Here is a 22,143-nt window from a genome sequence, read left to right as displayed (position 1 = left end):
GAGTGGATAATGTGGAAATTAGTGGAATTCTCTTGGCTGGCGGCAGTTCTCGGCGCATGGGGGTCAATAAAGCATTACTGGAGATTGGTGGGGTTCCCCTAATTTCGAACATCTCCTCCCAGCTGTCGGCTGTGGCGGATACGGTTATGATCTCTTGCAGCGAAAAAGACAAGGATAGTGATACCTACATCTTCCTTGGTTTGCCTCTTATAACCGACATTTACGCAGGTCTGGGCCCACTGGGAGGTGTGCATGCTGGCTTAAGCCACTCTAGAACGGAATGGAATGCCGTTATAGCATGTGATCTCCCCTTTGTGTCAAAAGAGCTATTGCAGCACATGCGCAATATAGTTGGAAATGCCGACAATAGTGTCCAGGCCGTTGTTCCGGTTGCCGCCAACGGTAAAGTTCAACCGCTGCTTGCAATGTATCACATCAATGTTCTACCCAGTCTGAAAGAAGCACTTGATAACCGGCAATCAAGGGTGATGGAGTGGCTCCAAGGGCTGAATGTGCTTTACATTCCAGAGGATGAATTTCCGGACAGCTCCATGAATCAACGTGATTTACTGCTTAATATGAATACACCGGACGACTATCGAACGGTTGTGCAGCAAGTATCGACCCGGCAGGACGGGAACTCTGAGCCCTAATCTCGAGCTTCGTTTAACTTCAGTTTACACAAGAGAGATATTGTAGTCTTATTGAAGAAAGGGGGGAGCATTCATGAATATGAATCTTTCCAAACGTCAGCGAAATACGGCAATCAAGCCGTTCCTGACTCTGCTTAAAGAAACCAAACCTTCTTACGGATTATTGGCTCTGGCGATTTCCCTTAGTATGATATCGACGTTGGTAGGATTGGTTATTCCCATGTTCACCAAAAGTCTGGTGGACGGCTTCTCGCTCGCCTCTATCAGCGGCATACAAATTGCTGAGATTGCCGGTGCTTTTATCGCTCAGACCATTGCCGGGGGGATCTCCATCTATTTACTGAACTATGTGGGCCAAAAAATGGTTGCGGGTCTGCGTGATCGGCTCTGGCGCAAATTTTTGGTTCTGCCGGTGTCGTACTACAATGATAACCGCACAGGTGAAAGTGTCAGCCGCATGACGAACGATACCGGTGTCTTAAAGTCATTGGTGTCGGAGCATATTGCCAGCCTTTTTACCGGAGTGATCTCTATAATTGGCTCTATCTCGGTACTGCTGTATCTGAATTGGAAAATGACACTGGTGCTCTTTACGGTGCTTCCGCTTTCTGCACTGATTCTTGTGCCGCTGGGGCGCCAGATGTACAAAATATCTAAGGGAATGCAGGATGAAACGGCCTCCTTCACAGCAACACTGAGCGGAGTGCTGTCGGAAATAAGACTCGTGAAGTCTTCCGGGGCAGAACAAAGTGAATATAAGGCCGGAAAATCCGGGATTATGAATTTATTGTCCTTCGGAATCCGCGAGGGCAAAATTAATGCGATGATCAGCCCGCTCGTTTCTTTTGTATTTATGATGCTGTTGGTTGTTATTATCGGCTATGGCGGCATGCAGGTGTCGGCAGGTGTGTTAACGGCTGGGGAATTGGTTGCTTTCATTCTCTACCTGATTAATATTGTGATGCCGCTAACCCAGCTAACGACTTTCTTTACTCAGATGCAAAAGGCAAAGGGGGCTTCGGAGCGTATCATTGAAACCCTGGAAGCTGAAGAGGAAAAGTATGAAGGCATAGAGGAAATAGATGGCATAGAGAGTGCTATAAGGGTAGAAGGTGTCTCCTTCGGATATAAGACCGGTGAGAATGTTCTGAACGATGTGAGTTTTTCAATGCAGCCCGGTGAAGTTACTGCGATCGTAGGCCCCAGCGGGGGCGGTAAAACTACGTTATTCTCCCTGCTCGAACGGTTCTATGAGCCGATATCCGGTGAGATTAAACTGGGGGAGCACCCTATCTCAACCCTCTCCCTGAAATCCTGGCGCAAGCAAATCGGTTATGTATCGCAAGAAAGTCCGCTGCTTGCAGGTACCATTGCAGAGAACTTGGGTTACGGGCTTGAACGGGAAGTCAGCCTGGATGAAATGAGCAGCGCTGCAAAGATGGCCTACGCGGATGGTTTTATTGAGGAGCTCCCGGAGGGCTACAATACCGATGTGGGCGAGCGCGGCGTGAAGCTGTCAGGTGGGCAGCGGCAGCGTATAGCGATTGCCAGAGCATTACTGCGTAATCCCGCCGTACTAATGCTGGACGAGGCTACCTCCAGTCTGGACAGCCAGTCCGAGGCCGTTGTGCAAAAGGCGCTTTCCAATCTGATGGAGGGACGGACGACAGTGGTTATCGCCCATCGGCTGTCAACTGTGGTCAATGCCGACCAAATTATCTTTATGGAAAAGGGCCGGATTACAGGGACGGGCAGGCATGAAGAGCTGCTAGAAAGTCATGAGCTGTATCGTAAGTTTGCAACCCAGCAGTTGCAGATGTCAGCACCGGAGGCGCATAGCAGTTCCGTAGAGGAGGGGGATAGAAAGGCTTATGACAACAATACTGGTGGTGGACGACGATCCGCATATCCGCGAATTGGTGGAAGTGTTCCTGAAAGCTGAAGGTATTGATGATATTTATGGGGCTTCTGATGGACAGGAGGCCCTTCTTTTCCTTGAGAATCAAGCTGTAGATATGGTCATTCTTGATGTGATGATGCCGAATATGGATGGCTGGGAGCTGTGCCTTGAACTCAGGAAGCTGTATGACATTCCGCTCCTGATGCTGACGGCCAAGGGAGAAACCTCACAAATTGTAAAGGGCTTTGAGCTGGGTACGGATGATTATATTGTAAAACCGTTTGAGCCGCTTGTACTGGCCGCACGGGTTAAAGCACTGTTGAAGCGGTATCAGATTTCCGCTGCTCAGAGTGTGACCATTGGCCGCCTCCGCATGAACCGCAAAACCTATGAGGTCATTTCGGGAGACGAAGAATTTAATCTTCCGTTGAAGGAATATGAGCTTTTATTCAAGTTGGGCAGTTATCCAGGGCAGACGTTGACAAGAGACCGATTGATTGAGGAAATATGGGGCTATGATTTTGAAGGGAATGAACGAACGCTTGATGTCCATATCAACCGACTGCGGGAACGTTTTGCGGGGGAGAAGTACGGGTTCTTGATTCGTACGATCCGGGGGCTTGGTTACCGACTGGAGGTACAGGTATGATGACGCGGGTCAAAGAGATTGGTTTCTTTTTAATGAACATAGTTTTGTTTTGCTTAGCCCTTTTTGCGGCATTGACGGGTGGATTCTTCTTATCCGGACTGATTTACAAGCACTTTGGGACACCGTCTTCAGTCTATGTTGCAGAGATTTTAAGAATGGTGCTTATTTTAATTATTCTATTTTTCCTAATGGCAATCATAGGTCTCGCTACTCGTGGACAAGAGAGAAACTTCTATAATCCGATTATTAACGCCATCCGACAAATTACTAGAGGTGACTTCAAGGTGGTATTGGAGAACAACAAACATTTTGGACAGTTTGGAGTCATTGTCGAGGGGATTAATGAAATGGCCGTTGAACTCAACCGGATGGAGAGTATGCGGCAGGACTTCATCTCTAATGTATCCCATGAAATTCAATCGCCTTTAACCTCTATTCGCGGTTTTGCTAAAGCCCTGCGTGATGAGAACATCAGCGCTGCCAGCCGCAAGCATTATCTAGATATCATTGAAGCGGAGAGCAGCAGGCTGTCTGGCCTAAGTGACAATCTGCTGAAGCTGTCGGCACTTGAAGAAGGAAGCTTTCCCTTTGAGCGCAAATCCTATCGACTAGATAAACAGCTCCGGGACATGATAGTGGCCTGTGAACCGCAGTGGCTAGAGAAAGAGCTGGAAGTAGAGGCTGATCTGGACGAGGTCACAGTAACCGCCTCTCAGGATTTAATGAACCAAGTGTGGAGTAATCTGCTTCACAACAGCATCAAATTTACTCCTGCGGGTGGAAGCATAAAAGTTGAGCTAACCACTCGTGGGCAAGAGATCGAGGTTGTGATCAAGGATAGTGGGATAGGGATCGCTGAACAAGACCTGCAACGCGTCTTTGAGCGGTTTTTCAAGGCAGACCAAGCCAGAAGCAGTAATGTTGGCGGGAGTGGATTGGGGCTATCCTTAGTTAAGAAAATCGTCGATATTCACGGCGGTGCTATAACCGTAACAAGCCGTCCCGGTGAAGGAACGGCCTTTGTCATCCGCTTAAACAGCCAGACCTTGCTCGATTAATAACCAGAGAAAATTGAAGTCCTCTTGGGTGCTGGCATTACGCCATCCATAGGCATGAGCAGGATGATGAAACCCGGTGGTGGCTTGGAAGATCGAGCGGGCCATCGCGTCCGGCTCACTAATTCTTTGAATGCTCTTATGTTCTATGCCTCTAGAAATAATTAGGCTAAGGTGCTTCACAATACACCCAATGTGAGCATCGACGAGATCAGCAGCTTCAGCAGTGACTGAGGCATACATCTTAAACATCTCAGGATCCTCTTCGGCATAACTATGCTTCAGCTCAATCAATTTTAGTATATATTGGCGGACCTGCCGCAGAGGCGCTTCCGATTCTGATTCGGTGTTGGCGATTTCTATGAGGGGAGCAATGATCTTCTCCTCCAGCCATCTTTCAGTGACGGCTTCTCTTAAGGCTGCCTTACTAGGAAAATGTCGGTAAAGGGTGCCATGGCTCACGCCTAGAAGTTTGGCTACGTCGGTTACAGAAGTCTTATCAGGCCCAAAACGCCGTAAGGTTTGTTCCGCAGCATCCAGAATTTCGGTCTTGCTTAAGAATGAGTTTTGTTTATTCATGAGCAACAACTGTGACGTTGTTTTTTCACCTCCTGTAAAAAATTATATCAGAGGAAATACCAAGTGACAAATAATATAATTTGTCACTTGGTATTTTTAGAATGTGGATACAAGCTCAGCCAGCCGTATAATTCCTATTTCCAGCTCTGTAAGGGACGCATAAGCATAGGACAAACGGAGATGACTGGAATCATTGCGGTTATACAAATCTCCGGTATTCAGCAGCAGCCCTGCTTCAAGTGCAGCTCTGAACAGCTTCGTCAACGGCAACGGCTTATTAAGGGATAACCAAATATAGAAACCTCCTGCGGGTCTGTTCCAAGAGGCTAAATGTCCAAAGTGCGTACGGAGCATCTCCAGCACGGCGTCGCGCCTTTGTCTTAGCTCCATCCGAAGAACCTCGCAATGTCGGGCATGATGACCCTCCTCCAGCCATTTGGCAGCCAGGAGTTGGGATAGGGAGCTTGAGCCGTAGTCACTCTGCATCTTAATGTCGGCTAACCTCCTAATCACCGGTTCAGGCCCCACGGCCCAGCCGATCCGCAGACCCGGACTAACCGTCTTTGATAAAGTGCCGAGATGAAGCACCCTCCCCTCCCGATCCAGCGCTTTCAGGGGTGGAGGCGGGGGGATGTCCAGCCAAAGATCCTGATAAGCGCCATCTTCCAGAACAGGCAATCCGAGTGCCCGCGTAGTATTCATTAATGAATGGCGTCTTTCCTCAGTCATTAGAATGCCTGTCGGGTTATGGTAGGTAGGGATCGTATAGAGCAGAGATGCTTTCGTGCGGTGAACCTCAGCTTCTATCCCCTGAGTCATCACACCCTCGGAATCCATAGGCAAGCCGTACAATTTCACACCCGCAGACTGAAAAGAATGAATGGAATACAGATAGGAGGGCTTCTCTAGCAGAAGGGTTGAACCACGCGGGAGAAGGCTTTGAGCGATAAGCTGAAGGCCCTGAAGTGCTCCGGACAGGATCAGAATAGAGGATGGAGCTGCTTGTATGCCTATGTTGGACAATTCCTTACTAATGGCGGTTCGAAGTTGGAGACTGCCAAGCGGTTCCTCATAAGATAAGGGTAGCGACTGCCGCGAGAGGTCGGCAAGGATAGACTTCATGGTCTCATTGGGCAGCAGTTCCGGGGAGAGCTCACCCGTTCCAAGACGAATCAGCCCGTCTGTAAATTCCAATCTGTTGATGGCTTGTATTGTAGGCAGATTGGGATAATGAATACCCTCCTCTACGTAATCGTTCCAGTTTCCTGCACGGTTGGATTGGGTGTCCCCAGACATAGAAACCCTCGTTCCCCCGCCCCTGCGTCCTTCAATTAATCCAAGTGCTGTTAATTGTCCCAATGCAGAAACAAGCGTGCTGCGATTCACACCAAGCTGCCGGGCTAAATCCCGTTGCGCAGCCAGACGCATGCCTGCAGGCCAGGCACCGCTTCTTATCTTATCCTGAATATAACCGGAGATTTGTATATGTAAGGGCAATGCCAATGAAGAGTCGGGTCTCCATCCATCTGTAAAGAGTTCCTGAATGGAAGCCACATGATTTACTGGGTCAGACTTCATGCAACAAGCTCCTTTTTGCCTAAAGTATATCATGAATTGAAGCTGTTTTTGATTTGGTTGGTGCTGCGGAAGAGATTTGGATGGTTACGAATCCTATGCAGGACGTTAGTATCGAGAGGAGGCTCAGACAGAAGATAAGCTTAAGCAGGGAGGAAGAAAGATGCGGGAAGCCATCATCCATGGAATTATCATAGCGTTTGGGCTTATTTTACCGCTGGGGGTCCAGAATATATTCGTATTTAATCAGGGGGCGCTCCATCCCAAGCTTCGCCATGCGCTACCGGTTATTATTACGGCCTCTATATGTGATACGCTGCTGATTGCCGCTGCGGTTGGCGGTGTCTCGATGATTGTAACGTCGGTGGTATGGATGACACCTGTGTTGTATGGGGCCGGTGCGGTGTTTTTAGCTTTTATGGGCTGGAAAATATGGACGGGGATTCCGGAGGCGGGAGAAGTCAAGGTGCTATCAATGAAAGGGCAGATCGGGTATGCACTATCGGTATCCCTTCTGAATCCTCATGCAATCATGGATACTATAGGGGTTATCGGCACGAATTCCCTGCAATACGGCAGCGGGGAACGCTGGGCGTTCGCCGCTGCCACAGCAGGTGTCTCCTGGTTGTGGTTCACTGGACTTGCCGGTGTCGGCAGATGGCTGGGTAATGTAGATTCCTCAGGAAAAATCATACGGCTGATGAACATCATCTCTGCACTGCTTATATGGGGGATGGCCATATATATGGCCGTCCAGCTATCCGCCAATCTGTGACATGCGCCGAACTGTAGGCGTATGGCTTTGGGCTTTCTGCTCCAAAGCAAGCGCCATTTCATGGTTAGCCGGCTTATTGCCAAGGGCCTTGCGGAATAAGGCCTGCATGGCTTCAGGATCCCCTGTCAGCGGACGCACATGATATTCATCCGACCAATAAAGACAGGCCTTAATGTGGCCATCTGCAGTAAGGCGGAGACGATTGCAATTATCGCAGAAGTGATCACTAACCGGATGAATCAGCCCAAAGGTTCCTTGAGCCCCGATCACACGGCGGTTCTGGGAGGGACCGTTGCCTGCAAGCACATGTGCTTCCTCCGTCTCCCATCCGGCTTCATTGCAGGCTTCCAACACCGTTTCTAGCGGCAGGTAGGATTTACGCCAGCTGTCACTAGCACTGCCGATCGGCATATATTCAATAAAGCGCACATTAAGCGGGCTGTTCAGGGTAAGGGAGATGAAATCCTTGATCTCGTCGTCGTTAATGCCCTTCATCAGAACTACATTCAGCTTGATCGGATGTAGTCCGGCAGCGTCAGCCGCTTCAATTCCTTGAAGTACTTTATGGACGTCGCCACCGCGTGTAATCATGGAGAAACGTTCCTGGCGTAAAGAATCGAGACTGATGTTCACCCGAGATAATCCGGCCTCTTTCAGGAGCTGGGCTTTAGCGGGCAGCATCAGTCCGTTTGTCGTTAACGCGATATCGTCAATGCCGGGGATAGCGGCCAGCATGGCAACCAGCTTCTCTAAATCCTTCCGCACGAGAGGTTCTCCTCCCGTTAAGCGGATCTTACGCAGTCCAAGCGGCGCGAGGGATTTGACCACCGCGGTAATTTCCTCATAACTCATAATCTCATCTTGAGGCTGGAATTGCATTCCTTCTGCAGGCATACAATAAATACAGCGCAGGTTGCAGCGATCTGTAACCGAGATGCGGAGGTAATCATGAATTCGTCCAAAAGGATCCGTTAACGGTTGCATGGCGTTGCTCCCTTCATCAGTAGGTACTTTATTTCAAATTTTAAAGAATATGCTGTTCTGCGTCAATGTGTGAAGTGATAAAGATTCATTATACATCATTACTCATACAGAGGATGATAGCAGTTTTCAATCCCAATGATAGACACACTTTATTGTGAGTGTGACTAAACAAATATCATAAATTTGACAGTAATACGACAATTGCGGGGAATCGACATAAAATGCTCACGAAAAGCGTTTTCAATGTCCGATATAATCTAGGTACAGAGTTATTCACTTTTGCGAAAACAACCATGTACATCGGATCCGAGTGACGGTGAATGCAAACGTCAGAGGAGACCGGGTAAACCCATTAGAGGAGGATTTGCAAAATGACTTTACAAACTGTTCCATCCCTTAACGTGCCGGAAGCTTTTAGCCGCTGGTTAGAGAGCCGTGGACTAATATATCAGTTGTTAACAGACTTTTTTGGAAGAAAACCTACACTTTCGCTTGTAGCACAATGGAGCCGCAATACACAGATCGGTGTTGCAGCTGAGATGACAGAGGGCGGTCGTGAACTGAAGCGCTACCTCTGCAGTCAGGAACCGAAGGAGCTTCCGTCGATTTGCGAGCAGGAGAACAAAGAGTACAAGCGCCTGATGACTGAAGGGGCAATGAATGCTTTTGTACCGCGTGAAGCCGCGAATATTGGCCGTACGAAAGATTTCTGCAACGTAATTTCGGATGTTTATGCCTCCGCAGGTATTGTATTTAATAAGTGCAATGGAGAAGCCGACGACCATATTGCTATTGAACTGGAGTTTATGGCGGTGCTGCATGAAAGAATGCTTTACAACAGCTTTTCTGTTCGAAGTGCGATGGAGCTCCTGGAAATTCAGGTGGCTTTTCTGGAGGAACATTTGCTGCTTTGGACACCGCAATTCTGCCACAAACTAAATGCTGCGACAGACAGTCCGCTCTATCTTGGACTTAGCCACATGCTCGAAGAGTTTCTGCCAAAGGATCTAGAAATGCTTCGCGGCTGGAAAGCAACGCTGGAAAATGGCGCAACCGCGGTAATATAATTTTATTCGCAGCAAAAAGGAGGCCTCCCATTTCCCCGGGAAGGCCTCCTTTTTAGAATCTCAATAGGGTTATTCGTACACCCGTTTGCTGCGGAATTTCATCAGGAATTCATATACGACGGGTACTACCACTAGAGTCAGCAGCGTAGAACTAATTAAGCCGCCGATAACGGTTACGCCTAACCCCTTCGAGATGATTCCCGCGCTGTTTTCCAGTCCGGACACAAGTGGGAGTAAGGCGCCAATCGTAGCTAATGCCGTCATAAGGATCGGTCGCAGACGGGTACCCCCAGCTTCAAGCAAAGCTTGGCGGGTAGTCAGTCCTTCCTTTTCTTTATGAATAACACGGTCAATTAACACAATCGCATTGGTTACTACGATTCCGATCAACATGAGTGCGCCCATAAGCGCGGATACGTTCAGCGTCTCACCGGAAATCAGAAGGGCAACAAGGGCCCCGATAACGGTAAAGGGAAGCGAGAACAGGATGGCGAAGGGTGCAAGACCACCGCCAAAGGTGACCACAAGCACGAAGTATACGATGGCTACAGCAGCTGCCATAGCAATCCCAAGCTGGCCAAACGTTTCATTGATTTGCTCCGTGACTCCACCGAAGGTAATAGTTACACCATCCGGAAGATCCAAAGCGTCAATCTTTTCCTTAACGGCGTTCGAAGCACTGTTAACGTCATTCGAGATGATCTCGGCGGTAACATCAACCTTCATTTTGCCGTCCATACGGGTAATAGAGTCGGGGGAGGAGCCCTTTTTAATGCTGGCAACATCGCTAACGGGTACAGTAATACCTAGCGGTGAAGTAAGGGTAGCATCCAGCATTTCTCTTATACTGCCGTACATATCTTTATCTGTCTCTATATAAACATTATAATTCTTGCCATCCAGCTCGACTTCAGTGAGAACAGGCCGTGCACTTACCGGGCTAAGCTTCATTGCTATTTGTCCGGCTGTGAGGCCGAGTGCGCTAAGCTTCTCTTGGTCCGCAACGATCGTGTACTGTTCATAGGACTCCGATAGACTGGTTTCTCCATCCTTGAAGTTAGCCGTGTCGGCTTGAACCATCCCTGCAATTTGGTCTGCAACCGGTTTGAGCTGCTTCAGAGTATCCCCGAATATATTCACGGTCAAAGTACTGCCGCCCAATCCACCGCCGGACATCCCGGACAGATCACCCCAAACACCATTTGGAATTTCTTTTGTGAGTCCTTCAATCAACTGCTCTTTAACCTTATCAAAGTCAGGAGTGTTGCTGTCATAAGCGACGTAGAACAATCCGGACTTTCCGCCTGCACCCATGCCGAACGGGCTACTGCCGCCGATGGAATACTGCATTTTATCTACATGCTCTTGAGCTAAAATATACTTTTCTGCCTTCAGGGCTTGCGCCTTCACATCTTCTAAGCGTTGGCCGGCGCCCGGTGAGAAGGTTAGGGTAATATTCTTTTCCTCCTGAGATGGAAGGAAGCTGACACCTATAGGTTTGATTAAGAATAGGCTTCCTGCAAGTAGGGCTACCGCTACTCCGAAGGTAATCAGTTTATGGGATAGGCACCAGTTCAGAATTTTCTGATAACCAGCGGCCATTCTATCCGGCTTGTCTTCATGATTATGTTTCTTCTTCAGACCATTACGGAACAAGGTATGCGCCAATGCGGGAACCAGAGTAATAGCCACCAGCAGGGAAGCGAGCAGTGCGAACACCATGGTAAGGGCGAACGGCAGGAAGAGCTCACCCACCATCCCGCTGACAAAAGCGAGCGGAAGGAATACCGCAATCGTTACAATTGTAGATGACATGATAGGTACAAACATTTCACGGGTGGCTGCACTAATCAATTCACGGCCCCGCAGCTTTTCACCGGACAGCGATAGCCGTCTGAATATATTCTCGATAACGACAATCGAGTCATCCACTACCCGTCCTATGGCTACCGTCATTGCTCCTAACGTCATCATATTGAGTGTGATGTCCATCTGGCGCAGACAAAGAACAGCGATCAGCAATGACAGTGGAATGGAGATAATGGAGATAATAGTCGAGCGTATATTCCGCAGGAAAATCAGGATGATAATAACGGCGAACAAGGCACCAAATGCAGCCTTGGAGAGCATCGTGCTGACGGAATCCTCTATAGGCTTTCCTTGATCCAGCAGAACCGTCAGTTCAAGTCCTTCATACTGCTTCTGCAGGTCCTCGATCTTATCCTTAACGCTGTTTACCACATCAACGGTATTGGCATCATTGGCTTTGACGATTTGGATCCCAATGGATTCTTTACCATTGGTGCGTGAGATGGAATCAGACTTGCCGATAACCTCAATGGCCGCAAGCTCTCCCAATTGGACGGTCGGAAGTCCGAAGCTGCCTGTAATTCCACCGGGTTCTGCCAGATTCGTTCCGGGATCAGCAGTAAGGCCGGTTACGGCCCCGGGGGCATTAGGAGCACCGGCACCGGCACCGCCCGTACCCGCAGTACCCCCGGGAATGATCGGAATGCGAACCTTTTTAAGATCATCTATAGTAGTGATATTCCCGTCTACAACGACTGCCTTTTCAGAATTCTCCATTTCGAATAATCCGAGCGGGGCATAAACAGAGGAACCCAGAACAACAGCCTTTACAGTATCTTCTGTTAACCCGTACTGTTGAAGCTTGTCTTGATTGAATTTCAGGGATACCTCTTTCACGTATTGTCCGGCAATCTGTACGGACGCAACACCCTCCAAGTCCTCTAATTCAGGACGGATATCATTCTCCGCAATCGTCGTCAGACCCTCTAAATCCTGAGTATCGTCACCGGTTAAGCTAAGTGAGATAACCGGGAGCGAGCTCAAGCTAAAGCGGGCAATATTCGGTTTCTGCACCTCATCCGGCAGGGTTACTTCATTAAGGGCTTCCCGAACTGCGGCTGTCGCATTATCGAGGTTGGTACCATATTCGAACTCAATAGTAATACTGGAGGCATTCTCCAGAGATGTGGAGGTAAGAGTTTTGACACCATCCACATTGCGAAGTCGTTGCTCCAGCGGTTTGCTGACCTCATTCACGACACCTTCGGGTGCAGCGCCGGGATAAATAGTAGTAATACTTAGATAGGGAATACTGATATTAGGCAATGTTTCCTGCTTCATGGTCAGGCCGCTGTAAAGACCGGCAAGCACAACGATGATAGTCAGGAGCCAGACGGCAAATTTGTTACGGAGTGAGAAATTAATTAGGCTTTTCATTGGTTACGGTTCGGCTCCTCTCAGTTATATACATGATCCATATTCGGGGGATACAAGTTTCTTTAGATTTTTCAGGTTCTCTGTTAGTTCAGTACATGACTCTAAATTAGCGATCATTCCTTGCACGATGGCTCTTCGGGGGTGGGTTACAAGGATTTCCTTCTCTAAAATAATAAGGGACTCCAGAGTATCCTCCAGCTGCCGTGGCTCCATAGTTGTGGTAATACTGAGCTGCTGCTTCATTTCCTTGATGAGCTGCAGCGGATTTTTACGCAGACAACCTTCGCCATCTTCCATCCAACTGGTAATTATAAGATCGGGGATAAGAGGTTGGGGCTTTCCGGCAAGCAGACCGGCTGCGACGATATCCACCAAATTAACGAGATGATTAGCCATATGGGATGTAGTTACAGGATTCCCCGGTTGAAAAATAACGCGCACATACGAGCTGATCATCCCGTGAACCAGCAGTATTAAATCTCCGGCGTATGGAAGGACTTCTTTGCCATACAACGTTTCCAGCTTTGCCTGAAACCATTGCATAACAGGGATACTGCTTTTGCGCATCCATTCCGGCATATCTGTTTGACCACTTCCCGCAAAGTCCTGGATTTGCCGCTGCAAAAACTCCCGAAGCTCGTATACATGGTCTAGTAGAATTTCAATTTGTTTCTGCAGCTTCTCCTGAGGGCTTGTGTGACTTTCCTCTTCTGTCTGCAGCAGGGGATCGCGGATCATCTGGAAGCAATATATGTAAATGCTGCGCACCAGCTCTTCCTTTGATTTGAACACTAGATACAAGCTGCCTTTGGAAATGCCGCATAGTTCAGCAATCTCTTGCATGGAGGTAGCTGTGGAACCTTTGATAGCAAACAGCTGCATAGCCGTTTTAATAATCTTCTCTTTTTTATCAACGCTGATGTTGGCCAATACGTTCTGGACTCCTTTCTGACTTACTGGTTCTTATTTTGACTGCCTAGTCAAAAGTGATTATATTATAAAGGCTTGTGGATTTCAAATTTCTGCAAAAGAGGATACAGTTTCAATATTATTCCTTTTTGGGTAGGATTCGAGTAGGAAGAATGAACAACTTCATGTAATATATAATTGTGTCAATTCCGTGATGCTTGTTATAGAAAAGAAGGTAGGTTGTCTATGAGAAGAGGATTGCAGACTATAGTCATTATTTTGGCTTTATTAGCTTTTTATTATTTTGGCTTCGGTATATTCGGTAGTACAGGCGGCACCATTATCAGTATTTTTTCCACATTGACCGTTATTTCCATTAGTTTGGCTATATTTATGGAGAATCGTAATCCATCTACCACGATGGCTTGGATCTTATTGCTTGCGCTTATTCCGGTTGTAGGGTTGGTCTTTTATTTCTTATTCGGACAAAACGTATTTAAGCGTCGTAAATATGATAAAAAAGCCCAGCTTGACCAAATGGCCTATGAGCGAATTGAGAACGACGTTTTCCGCATGAACCAGGATTGGTCCATCTTTGACCCTTCCCGCCAGAAACTGCTTGGACTAGCCCAGCGTCTGGCTCGAACACCCATATCCTTCGCCTCAGAGACGCGTATTCTGACCAATGGGGAAGAAACGTTCGGGACGCTGCTGTTGGAACTGCGGCAGGCAGAGCACCATATTCATATGGAGTATTATATTTTTCGCTCCGATCATATCGGTACGCGCATTCAGCAAATATTGATTAAGAAAGCCCGTGAGGGCGTTACGGTCAGATTTATGTATGATGCGGTAGGCAGCCTTGGGTTGTCCAAGTCCTTTGTGAAGGAGATGACGGATGCCGGCGTGCTGGTGGCTGCATACGGGAAGTCTACGTCATTCTTTTCCAGCCGCGTGAATTATCGGAATCACCGCAAAATCGTCGTTATTGACGGGGATGTCGGCTTTATGGGCGGGCTGAACGTAGGGGATGAATATTTGAGCCGCAGCAAGACTTACGGCTTTTGGCGGGATACGCACATGCTTGTTAGAGGTGAGGCAGTTCGGACGATGCAGATCATCTTCCTTCAGGATTGGATGCACACCACAGGCGAGAAAATCCTGGAACAGGATTATCTTTCGCCAAAGCTGCGTTATGTAGCGGGGGATGGAGCTGTGCAGATTATTGCCAGCGGACCGGATAACGAGCGACGTTCACTCAAGAACATTTTCTTCTCCATGATCACTTCTGCCAAGGAGTCTGTATGGATTGCCAGCCCCTATTTTATACCCGATGAGGATATTCTGACAGCAATCCGGGTAGCCGCGATGTCCGGGTTGGATGTGCGCTTGTTATTTCCGGCCAAACCGGACAAATGGCTTCCGTTCTTGGCTTCACACTCTTATTTTCCGGCGTTGCTGGATTCGGGAGTGAAAATTTTTGAGTATGAAAAGGGATTTATCCATTCCAAGCTCCTGATTGTAGATGGAGAGATTGCTACGATCGGGACTGCTAATATGGATATGAGAAGTTTTCATTTGAATTTCGAAGTGAATGCGCTGCTGCTTCAGACTGAAAGCGTCAAACGAATCGTGGCCGATTTTGAACGGGATCTATTGTCTACCCGGCAGATTGTGGAGGAGACCTTTATGGACAAACGGTTACATGAGCGGCTCTTGGAATCAGCCGCCCGGTTAATGTCCCCGCTGCTGTAATTTAGAATGTGGTGAATCCTAATATCTTCTGAGCCCGGAATATAATATATTTCAGGCGAGTAATGTCGCCTTGATAATCTTCGAGCGGCAGGCTGAATTCAGCCCCCTCATTATTCCATAGCCGGTTGAAATAGCCTCCTAATTCTCCGTAGAGCGGCTGTTTGGAATTCATGGATACCCATAGGTTGTTCTCCAGGTTGTAATTATCCAGATTGCGTGCTGTAAAGTTACTGGCACCGCTAAGTACGATGGAGTCACCCTCTTTTTTGGAGATAAAGAGAAGCTTGGGGTGGTATTGTTCCTTGGTGGTATTGTACCAGCGAATAGCAACCTTTCCGTCGGAGCGCCGATTCAAATCCATGGCTACCGGCCTGTTCGGGATGCCGATCTTATCACGGCCAAACGCATTTTGATTCGGGTCAAGCAACAGCCGCACCTCGGCACCACGTTCTGATGCTTCCACTAGCGCCTTGATAATCGAATCGTCAGCCAAATAAAACATGCCTAACCATACGGTATCTCCCTGCGCTGCAGCCCTAATACTCTGCAGCGCATATTTGTATACTTTTCCTTCGGTCAAATAGCGTACCTGCAGCCCACCTACTGATTCTGAAGGTATATGCTCACTCTCTTCTTCAAAACGCGGCTCTTTACTCAACAGCGGACCGGCGTTCGAAAGATCAGCTGCCGCTTGTTCTGTTCGCAGGATATCAGCAAGAATTGGGCCCTGAACCTCTAAGGCGATATTCGAGTTATAGACGCTGGCATCATGTATATTCCCGGAAGTGATTAGTGCTGCCTTCTCGCTAAGGACCACTTTACGATGATTAGCTTTTACATTCAGCAGCTTCAGATAAGAGCGAGCCGTAATGTCAGGTCCGTTATTCGCCATCAGATTGGGTATCCAGCCCTTGCCAGACTGACCGAACCATTGAATAAAGGTACGCCATACAGCTGAATAGGCAGGAGTAGAATCCCGCAGACTATTTACATCGGTTAGAATAACGCGGACACCCGCAGCCTTCAATTGTTCTAGTAAAGGGTTGGGAGCGGAATTGTAATTGGTGTTAACCTCATCGGTAATAAAGACAATATCCATATCAGGGTAAGCTGACTTTTGAGCAATAATCTTATAGGTAAACGCCTGACTGACAGGTGGGAATTGTTTATCACGATGGGTATAGTTATTAAAAAGGAATAGGTCAATCACAAGAAACTGTCGGGATTCTTCGATAATCTCCATCATTCGGGGCAAGATTTGAGCCTCCTGCTTCCCTAACGCACTTCCATCCGGATAAGTTAAATCCTGCAGGAAGGTGACGTTGTTAACGTTGTACACCGGACTTTCGTAAGAAATTCCCGGCGGCAAGGGCTTGTGAGTCTGGTACACCATTACGCCGATCAGCCAGAATACTAGGACAATGGTTGCTCTTAACGCCCAGACACGCAGGCGGGAAGGAGCCCGATGATTTTGGCGTACAATGGATTTGGATGAGGGTTGATGGTCTGAGTTCATGGAGTTCCTCCTGATCGAGTTATGGAGTACTGTTACCAGTATCCTACCCACTTATTACCGCCCGGAAGCAAATAGCGAAGTATCCATATTGTGCTGTAACACCTTAATAGCCATGTTATGCTGGGGCGATATGTAAACTGAGTGTTTCCTCGTCTTATGATGCTCCTTCTATCGCTTGACAATATCCTCATATTGTAAATTCGTGCACGGGGATGTGTTATAATGAATAGTATTGTGAAAAGGAACAGTATGCTGAAGGGACAAGGCCTATCAGACATATGTGAAATAGAGGGACGTGAACGGGAGGAAGACATCATGAATCATACGCCGCAGGATGCCGTTCCGCAGAAGGACAAGGGAAGATCTGTTGCGGATAGTGGCGGAGAACCGCAGACAGTAGAAGGTTCTAACCCTATGTCTCTGCTTCCGTCATCCAGAACGGGAGAACGGAAAATCGAGCATGTTCGACTGTGCCTGAACGAGGAAGTGGGGGGGAGCGGCATCACTACCGGGTTTGAACACTATCGATTTCGACACAATGCGCTCCCGGAGCTTAATTTCGAGGACATTACACTGCGTACTAACTTTCTGGAACGCCAGTTGCGTACCCCTTTCCTGATCAGTTCCATGACGGGAGGAAGTGCAGCTACCGGTGCGATAAATGCCAGACTGGCGGAGGCTGCGGAGCGCCGCGGTTGGGCACTGGGAGTAGGCTCGGTCCGAGCCGCTGTGGAGCGTTCGGAGCTGGCTTTCTCCTTCCATGTTCGTGACAAGGCACCCGGGATTCCGATCATTGCCAATATTGGGGCTGTGCAGTTGTCTTACGGATTTGGTATAGAAGAATGCCGCCGTGCTGTGGAGATTGCCGGGGCGGATTTTCTGGTCCTTCATCTGAACGGTCTTCAGGAGGTGTTTCAGCCAGAAGGTAACACCGGGTTTGCTGCTCTGCTGCCGCAGATCGAGAAGGTATGCCGAATGCTTGAAGTACCTGTCGGCATTAAAGAAGTCGGCTGGGGGATTGACGGGGATACAGCGGCCCGTTTGTATAATGCAGGAGTCGCGTTTATCGATGTGGCGGGTGCAGGCGGGACCTCCTGGAGCCAAGTTGAGAAGTTCCGCAACTCGGACCCTATACGCCGTGCTGCTGCTGAAGCCTTCGCGGATTGGGGGAACCCTACCGCTGATTGCATCACTGAGGTTAGGGCGGCTTCACCGCAGGTTGCTCTCATTGGCAGCGGCGGGTTAAAGCACGGGGTTGATGCTGCGAAGGCGTTGGCCCTAGGCGCAGATCTGGCCGGCTTCGGGCGAAGCCTGCTCGGTCCGGCTGTTGAGTCGGAAGAGGCGCTCGACCGTGCGTTGGCACAAGTGGAGCTGGAGCTACGGACAACAATGTTCGGTATCGGAGCCTCTGATCTCAAGGCTTTGCGCGGGACTCCGCGACTGATCCGACGTTAGATGGCAAGACACAGAATACAGAAGTAGGGAAGTGCTAATTATTATGATCAAACTGGTTCATATGGACGAATCAACCTATCAATTCTTTTTAAGTCAATCCATCCGTGATTATGCAGAAGATAAGGTAAAGGCCGGAGCATGGGATGAAAAGAACGCCCTTAAGCAATCCGAGGAAGAGATGACGCGCTTTCTGCCAAAAGGCCTGCATACGGAAGGTGCCTATTTATATTCCATAGTCGAAGCAGTGAGTGGGACCCAAGCCGGCTATATCTGGTTCAATGTAACCGAGGGCAGAAGCGGATTGGAAGCATTCATCTATGATTTTTATGTCTTCGAACCCTTCCAAGGCAAAGGTTATGGCAAGCAGGCCCTACTGGCGCTTGATGAAGAAGCTCGGGCAATGAACGTTACCAAGATCGGACTGCATGTCTTCGGACAGAACAACCGTGCCTACGAGCTGTACAAAAAAATGGGGTATATTACAACTGACATTACAATGTCTAAGGAGCTGTAGTTACTCCTAACGTCTGCTCCATACGAACATTCAAGAGCGGCCTTTCTGGACGCTCTTTTTTTTTATTGCGCGTGCGCATTAGTTACAACTCAGCAAAGGGGACTATTGCGAACCCTATCGGACCTGCTGCTAAGTGCGAACTCGTTATGCCGCATTATTGAACTGTAGTTGTACAATGTGCAACTAAAACAAACGAAGTTTCTCTAAATGGCGTTCTAGTTGTACTCAATACAACTAAAACACGGATATATTGCGGTATCAGCGGTTTTGGGCGTAAATAAGTGTAAGAATTACAACTAAAGTCATAGTAAGGGCGTTTACGCTTCGAATAGTTGTATAACATACAATTAAACTCTCTTCAAGGGAAAGCTGCAGCCCGAACATTGTCACAACCGCTTGACATCCGGTGTTGCTGCACCCTAGCTTCTAATATATAATGGGTTAGATCGCGTGGTTTTTCGGATGATCAATTAACTGAAAATAGGAGTTGTCATATAAATGGCTTTGAAAGCTGGTATTGTCGGACTTCCCAACGTAGGGAAATCTACATTGTTTAACGCAATTACGCAAGCGGGAGCAGAAGCTGCGAACTATCCTTTTTGTACCATTGACCCTAACGTAGGTGTTGTAGAAGTTCCGGACGAACGTCTGGACAAATTGACAGAACTGGTACAACCGAACAAAACCGTACCAACTGCTTTTGAATTTGTGGATATCGCCGGGCTTGTGCGCGGTGCTAGTAAAGGCGAAGGTCTGGGCAATAAGTTCCTGGCTCACATTCGTGAAGTTGATGCGATTGTACATGTTGTGCGCTGCTTTGAAGACGAAAACGTTACGCACGTTGATGGTAAGGTAAACCCGGTCAGCGATATTCAGACGATTAATCTGGAGCTCATTCTTGCTGATTTAGAAAGTGTAGAGAAACGGATCGATCGATCCCGCAAAAACATCAAGGGCGGCGACAAGAAATACGCTCAAGAGGTTGAATTGCTGGAACGCATCAAGGAATCCCTTTACAACGATATGCCTGTGCGCAGTGTGGAGTTGTCTGAGGATGAGCGCCTTATCGTACGTGATCTTCACTTGCTGACTTTGAAGCCGGTGTTGTATGCAGCCAACGTGGGCGAGGAAGAAGTGGCTACTGCGGAAGATAATCCTTATGTACAACAGGTGCGTAAATTTGCCGCTGAAGAGAATTCTGAAGTGGTGCCGATCAGTGCGAAGGTAGAAGCTGAAATTGCTGAGCTGGAAGGCGAAGATAAAGCGATGTTCCTGGAAGAGCTTGGACTGCAGGAATCCGGTCTGAACCGTCTGATCAAGGCTGCCTATAAGCTGCTTGGATTGTATACGTATTTTACCGCAGGTGTACAAGAGGTTCGCGCTTGGACCATCCGCCGCGGAACCAAAGCACCTGGAGCTGCCGGTGTCATTCATACGGACTTCGAACGCGGATTCATTCGTGCGGAAGTTGTAGCTTATGCGGATTTGCTTGCCGCAGGCTCCATGAACGGTGCTAAAGAACGGGGTCAGCTTCGTTTGGAAGGTAAAGAGTATTTGGTGCAGGACGGAGACGTAATGCATTTCCGTTTCAACGTTTAATCCTAGCTTGCTTAATTTATTTAAGGTGTTTTTAGAATCATAAGTAATCTGGGACCCTCCTCGAAGTAGACTTTTCTACTCAAGGAAGGTCCCGTTTTTGCTTTTCTAAGATGGATCGCTAAGCAGACTTACTGTTAATTTTTGAATATTGCGAGTTCTGGTTTCCTGCTTTTTGGAGCCGAGAATCACGTCTACCCTCTTTTTTTGCTTACTATAAGACAAGCTGGAGAATGATTCCAGAATATTGAGCTCACTTAGCGCTTGGAGAAGATCGTCCGGGATATCAATGGTTCGGGGTTCAAGGTCCATAACCAGCACCACTTGAATAGCGTCCCCGAATTTTACGCCTAAAGTTTGGCGGATTTGCTTGGTTATACCTAAGCAGTGGCTTCCCCGTCCCATTTTAGCCAATGATCCTCTATATTCAACAATTCCATCGAAGGTAGCCTTCACTTTAACTTGTCCTTGAGTCCCGAATTCGACTTGGACGTCGTAGGGGAAAACAATGTAAGCCGCGTCCATGTCGCCATGCTGCAGAATTTCAGCTTCAAAGATGTAGTTTTTCATATGTACGCCTTCTCTCCTAAGTTCATTTAGGGTCTATTGTTTACTAAGAAGGATAATTTGACAAGATGCGGCGGAAAGTGTAGCCATTTCACTAAGTTGGTGCTATAATATAAAGTCGTGTATCCATGTTGATTGTAATGTGGTTTTGACCCTTTTTTAAAATATAAGAAAGTATAAGTTTTCAGTATACTCTGCTTATATTTCTACGAGTTGAGGACGGCAAAGCCGTTTCTTCTTATAAAGTTAAATTGAATCAGGAGAGGTGAATTCCCTTGTTGTTGGACCGATTGCAAGCCCTGGCGGACCGCTATGAGAAACTCAGTGAACTGCTTTGTGACCCGGACGTTGCAAACGACAGTAAAAAACTGAGGGACTATTCCAAAGAACAATCTGATCTGCAGCCCGCCTACGAGGCGTATGCCGAATATAAAAATGTAATGGAAGAACTCGAAGCTGCGAAAATGATGCAGGGCGAGAAGCTTGACGATGAAATGAAGGAAATGGTCAAGATGGAAATTGACGACCTGTCTGGTCGCCAAGTAGAGCTGGAAGAGAGAATTCGTCTGCTTCTGCTACCTAAAGACCCTAATGATGATAAGAACGTAATTGTAGAAATTCGCGGAGCCGCTGGCGGAGATGAAGCGGCATTGTTCGCATCGGATCTGTACCGTATGTACACACGTTATGCCGATACACAAGGCTGGCGCGTGGAGCTTATGGACGTGAATGCGAATGACCTGGGCGGATTTAAAGAGGTAATCTTCCTCATTAACGGCCGTGGCGCATACAGCAAGATGAAATTCGAAAGCGGTGCACATCGTGTGCAACGTATTCCTACGACCGAATCGGGCGGACGGATTCATACGTCTACTTCAACAGTATCCGTGATGCCGGAAGCGGAAGAATTTGAAATTGAAATTCACGATAGAGATATTCGTGTAGATACATTCTGCTCGAGTGGTGCAGGCGGTCAGTCCGTTAATACGACCAAATCCGCTGTACGCGTAACGCATGTACCTACGGGAATCATGGCTACCTGTCAGGATGGCAAATCGCAGAACTCCAATAAGGAAAAGGCGCTGCAGGTTCTGCGCGCTCGTATATCGGATCTGAAACGCCAAGAGGAAGAAGCGAAATATGCCGGGGAACGCAAGAGCAAAGTGGGTACGGGTGACCGTAGTGAGCGTATTCGTACGTACAATTTCCCGCAAAGCCGCGTGACTGATCATCGTATTGGTTTGACGCTTCACCGCCTGGAACAGATCATGAACGGGGATATTACTGAAATCATTTCAGCTTTGTCGATTGCAGAACAAACGGAATTGATGGAAAAAGGAGAATAATG

The 22,143-nt window shown here is 48.0% G+C and carries 18 protein-coding genes; 11 read left to right on the top strand and 7 right to left on the bottom strand.

What is annotated here, in order from left to right; all coding sequences use genetic code 11:
• Positions 1 to 11: 11 nt before the first annotated feature.
• The 4 genes from mobA to J2T20_RS02840 all read left to right on the top strand — a co-directional run bounded on the left by mobA (position 12) and on the right by J2T20_RS02840 (position 4,260).
• Complete coding sequence (mobA, locus tag J2T20_RS02855; RefSeq protein WP_307585375.1) at positions 12 to 653, top strand: molybdenum cofactor guanylyltransferase; 642 nt, start codon at positions 12 to 14, stop codon at positions 651 to 653.
• Between the two features lie 79 nt (positions 654 to 732).
• Complete coding sequence (locus J2T20_RS02850) at positions 733 to 2,595, top strand: ABC transporter ATP-binding protein (protein WP_307585773.1); 1,863 nt, start codon at positions 733 to 735, stop codon at positions 2,593 to 2,595.
• Positions 2,525 to 3,202: a response regulator transcription factor gene (locus J2T20_RS02845; RefSeq protein ID WP_307585373.1), complete on the top strand. Its 678-nt coding sequence runs from the start codon at positions 2,525 to 2,527 to the stop codon at positions 3,200 to 3,202. The genes J2T20_RS02850 and J2T20_RS02845 overlap by 71 nt, the downstream gene beginning before the upstream one ends.
• Positions 3,199 to 4,260 carry a sensor histidine kinase gene (locus J2T20_RS02840; protein ID WP_307585371.1) on the top strand — a complete coding sequence of 354 codons (1,062 nt, stop codon included), beginning with the start codon at positions 3,199 to 3,201 and terminating at the stop codon, positions 4,258 to 4,260. Before J2T20_RS02845 ends, J2T20_RS02840 begins: the two co-directional genes overlap by 4 nt.
• On the opposite strand, the gene J2T20_RS02835 is transcribed toward J2T20_RS02840, so the two are convergent.
• Both J2T20_RS02835 and J2T20_RS02830 read right to left on the bottom strand, forming a co-directional pair.
• On the bottom strand, positions 4,234 to 4,836 hold the full coding sequence (locus tag J2T20_RS02835; RefSeq protein ID WP_307585370.1) for a TetR family transcriptional regulator: 603 nt from the start codon (positions 4,834 to 4,836) through the stop codon (positions 4,234 to 4,236). The two genes, J2T20_RS02840 and J2T20_RS02835, sit on opposite strands and share 27 nt — an antisense overlap.
• A 96-nt stretch (positions 4,837 to 4,932) precedes the next feature.
• Entirely contained in the window at positions 4,933 to 6,414 is a 1,482-nt protein-coding gene (locus J2T20_RS02830; protein ID WP_307585368.1) for an aminotransferase-like domain-containing protein, read from the bottom strand.
• 160 nt (positions 6,415 to 6,574) lie between these two features.
• On the opposite strand from J2T20_RS02830, the gene J2T20_RS02825 reads away from it, so the two are divergent.
• Complete coding sequence (locus J2T20_RS02825) at positions 6,575 to 7,186, top strand: LysE/ArgO family amino acid transporter (RefSeq protein WP_307585366.1); 612 nt, start codon at positions 6,575 to 6,577, stop codon at positions 7,184 to 7,186.
• Here the strand turns inward: J2T20_RS02825 and moaA are convergent.
• A complete protein-coding gene (gene moaA, locus J2T20_RS02820; RefSeq protein WP_307585364.1) occupies positions 7,169 to 8,170 on the bottom strand; it encodes a GTP 3',8-cyclase MoaA in 1,002 nt (333 codons plus the stop codon). The genes J2T20_RS02825 and moaA overlap by 18 nt on opposite strands.
• A gap of 371 nt (positions 8,171 to 8,541) precedes the next feature.
• Between moaA and J2T20_RS02815 the strand changes: the two genes are divergently transcribed.
• Entirely contained in the window at positions 8,542 to 9,237 is a 696-nt protein-coding gene (locus J2T20_RS02815; protein WP_307585362.1) for a TorD/DmsD family molecular chaperone, read from the top strand.
• A 69-nt stretch (positions 9,238 to 9,306) separates the two neighbouring features.
• Here the strand turns inward: J2T20_RS02815 and J2T20_RS02810 are convergent, their stop codons facing one another.
• Together J2T20_RS02810 and J2T20_RS02805 are read right to left on the bottom strand one after the other, a co-directional pair.
• The gene (locus tag J2T20_RS02810) at positions 9,307 to 12,483 is read right to left on the bottom strand and encodes an efflux RND transporter permease subunit (RefSeq protein WP_307585360.1); all 3,177 of its coding nucleotides are present in this window, start codon (positions 12,481 to 12,483) and stop codon (positions 9,307 to 9,309) included.
• Positions 12,484 to 12,507: 24 nt separating this feature from the next.
• Positions 12,508 to 13,413 carry a TetR/AcrR family transcriptional regulator gene (locus tag J2T20_RS02805; RefSeq protein ID WP_307585358.1) on the bottom strand — a complete coding sequence of 302 codons (906 nt, stop codon included), beginning with the start codon at positions 13,411 to 13,413 and terminating at the stop codon, positions 12,508 to 12,510.
• Between the two features lie 225 nt (positions 13,414 to 13,638).
• Here J2T20_RS02805 and cls point away from each other — a divergent pair, with 225 nt between their 5' ends.
• Positions 13,639 to 15,147, top strand: coding sequence for a cardiolipin synthase (gene cls / locus J2T20_RS02800; RefSeq protein WP_307585356.1), 1,509 nt, complete (start codon positions 13,639 to 13,641; stop codon positions 15,145 to 15,147).
• Position 15,148: 1 nt separating this feature from the next.
• On the opposite strand, the gene J2T20_RS02795 is transcribed toward cls, so the two are convergent.
• Positions 15,149 to 16,663, bottom strand: coding sequence for a phospholipase D family protein (locus J2T20_RS02795; RefSeq protein WP_307585354.1), 1,515 nt, complete (start codon positions 16,661 to 16,663; stop codon positions 15,149 to 15,151).
• Between the two features lie 414 nt (positions 16,664 to 17,077).
• Between J2T20_RS02795 and fni the strand changes: the two genes are divergently transcribed.
• From fni to ychF, 3 genes are all read left to right on the top strand, one after another.
• On the top strand, positions 17,078 to 18,118 hold the full coding sequence (gene fni, locus J2T20_RS02790; protein ID WP_307585771.1) for a type 2 isopentenyl-diphosphate Delta-isomerase: 1,041 nt from the start codon (positions 17,078 to 17,080) through the stop codon (positions 18,116 to 18,118).
• 43 nt (positions 18,119 to 18,161) lie between these two features.
• Positions 18,162 to 18,632, top strand: a complete 471-nt coding sequence (locus J2T20_RS02785; RefSeq protein WP_373457744.1) for a GNAT family N-acetyltransferase — start codon at positions 18,162 to 18,164, stop codon at positions 18,630 to 18,632.
• 498 nt (positions 18,633 to 19,130) lie between these two features.
• Entirely contained in the window at positions 19,131 to 20,231 is a 1,101-nt protein-coding gene (ychF, locus tag J2T20_RS02780) for a redox-regulated ATPase YchF (RefSeq protein WP_307585352.1), read from the top strand.
• A gap of 105 nt (positions 20,232 to 20,336) precedes the next feature.
• On the opposite strand, the gene J2T20_RS02775 is transcribed toward ychF, so the two are convergent.
• A complete protein-coding gene (locus tag J2T20_RS02775) occupies positions 20,337 to 20,798 on the bottom strand; it encodes a YdeI/OmpD-associated family protein (RefSeq protein ID WP_307585350.1) in 462 nt (153 codons plus the stop codon).
• A gap of 275 nt (positions 20,799 to 21,073) precedes the next feature.
• On the opposite strand from J2T20_RS02775, the gene prfA reads away from it, so the two are divergent.
• Positions 21,074 to 22,141, top strand: coding sequence for a peptide chain release factor 1 (gene prfA, locus J2T20_RS02770; RefSeq protein WP_307585767.1), 1,068 nt, complete (start codon positions 21,074 to 21,076; stop codon positions 22,139 to 22,141).
• Positions 22,142 to 22,143 lie beyond the last annotated feature (2 nt).

It is taken from the genome of Paenibacillus wynnii (assembly GCF_030812855.1).
Taxonomy (GTDB): Bacteria; Bacillota; Bacilli; order Paenibacillales; family Paenibacillaceae; genus Paenibacillus_AQ; species Paenibacillus_AQ wynnii_A.
Note: the sequence above shows the minus strand (reverse complement) of the source record. Positions and strands in the feature narration are given on the sequence as shown.